Here is a 1650-nt window from a genome sequence, read left to right as displayed (position 1 = left end):
GTGCCCGACCCGTCCCCCGGCGCCGGCGTCCCGGCCCGGGCGTCGCCGCTGCTCCGCGCAGGCCCGGCGGGGCGGGCCGGGGGCGGAACGTCACCCCGGGCGCGCGCCCCCGCGAACCGCCCGATAGTTTGGTCACGTGGTCAACATGAACAAGAAGCGCACCGTCCGCGCCGGCGCCGTCACCTTCGGCACGCTGATGATGCTGATGGCGACATCTCCGGCCGCCCACGCCCTGGTCCGCGACGACGGCGACGACCCGGGCACCGGCCTGAGCGTCTTCGAGACCCTCGCGTACTTCGTCTTCGCGCCGATCGCCCTGTTCGCGGTGATCGCCGCGCTGGTGATCGTGACGGACACGTCGCGCAAGCAGGGTTCCTGACCTTCGGTCCCTGACCCTGCCGCAGCGAGTGGCGCGGGCCCGGCCGACGACGGCCGTGCCCGCGCCACTCGCTGCCCGCGCACGCCCTGGCCGACGGCGGGCGGCCGCCCGACGACGACTGCGGCCCCCGCTCACCGCCGGGCTCAGCCCGTGGACAGCGGCGGCTCGGGGGTGGCGCACAGCAGCGTGTCGCCGCCGCCGACGATCCAGTACCAGTGCGCACGCCGGTCGTCCCGGTCCCGGGCGCAGTCCACGGGGCCCCCGGCGACGGCCGGGGCGGTCCGGACGTCGGTGATCACCAGCGTCGCCGTCCACGGTTCCGGCAGCCCGGTCTCCCCGCAGGTGTGCCCGGTCCGCAGGTCCGCGTCGCGGACCGCGTGGCCGTCGCCCTCGGCGACGAGCTCCGCGGCGAAGCACTCACCGGCGCGGAACTCCCGCCGCAGGCACAGCGCCACGGTGCCGCCGTCCGAGTCCCGGTGGACCCAGTCGGTCAGCCCGGGCCCCCGCGGGCACCGGTGCCCCTCGTGCCCCGCCGTCGGCGGTGTCTCCACCACGTCGTCCACCCGTAGGAAGGCCGCCGGATCGTCGCAGGCGAGGCGGTGCGGGTCCGGCGCCGGCCGACCGGCCCGGCCGCGTCGCAGGCAGTCGCCCGCCGCCAGTTCGCGGTAGTGCTCGGCCGTGGCGTCCGAGGCCGGGTGCGGTTCCCCGGCCGCCCCGGGAAAGCCCTCCACCGGTGCCGCCGGGAGGTCCACCGGCGGCTCGTCCGGTGACTGCACCGCCCCTGTGCCGGCCCCGGGCCGGCCGGTGGCGCTCCGCGTCAGCTCGGGCACGACCCACAGGGCGAAGACGGCGAGGACGACACCGAGGACCAGGAGCTGACCGCCGATCACCGGCCGGGCCGCGTGCGAGGGACCGGGGCGGCGACCGGTCGGCCGCCCGGGGCGGACGCGCCGGTTCACGGACCGCCTCCCGGATCGCGCTCGTCGGGCAGCGGAGGAGGGGCGCCCCCGGCGACGGCAGCGGGACGGCGGGTGCGGGGACGCGCGCTCACCGGAATCACCCGAACAGGCTACGGGCGTGGTCAGCGTCGCGCACCGGGGTGGTCCCCGGCGGACGGCCGCGACGCGTTCGACCGGCCGCCGCCCGCTGCCCGGCGGCCGCCCTCTCCGACCGCGACCCCGCCCCGGCCGCTCGGCTCCGCCCGACCCCATCGTCCGCCGCAGGTCACGACGGTCACGACGGCGGGGCCGGGCCCGCACGCAGTGCGGACC

The 1650-nt window shown here is 78.4% G+C and carries 2 protein-coding genes; one reads left to right on the top strand and one right to left on the bottom strand.

Going from position 1 to position 1650, the window contains the following annotated elements; genetic code table 11:
• Positions 1-145 precede the first annotated feature (145 nt).
• A complete protein-coding gene (locus HCN52_RS24290; protein WP_168090565.1) occupies positions 146-379 on the top strand; it encodes a hypothetical protein in 234 nt (77 codons plus the stop codon).
• Between the two features lie 143 nt (positions 380-522).
• Here the strand turns inward: HCN52_RS24290 and HCN52_RS24285 are convergent, their stop codons facing one another.
• Positions 523-1338: an LppU/SCO3897 family protein gene (locus HCN52_RS24285; RefSeq protein WP_168090564.1), complete on the bottom strand. Its 816-nt coding sequence runs from the start codon at positions 1336-1338 to the stop codon at positions 523-525.
• Between the last annotated feature and the right edge of the window lie 312 nt (positions 1339-1650).

The organism is Streptomyces bohaiensis, assembly GCF_012033785.1.
GTDB classification, from domain to species: domain Bacteria; phylum Actinomycetota; class Actinomycetes; order Streptomycetales; family Streptomycetaceae; genus Streptomyces; species Streptomyces bohaiensis.
This window is presented reverse-complemented; position numbering and strand designations above follow the sequence as displayed.

Excerpts from the sequence above, each read along its gene's own strand:
- HCN52_RS24290 (WP_168090565.1), top strand. The coding sequence starts at position 146 with ATGAACAAGAAGCGCACCGTCCGCGCCGGCGCCGTCACCTTCGGCACG.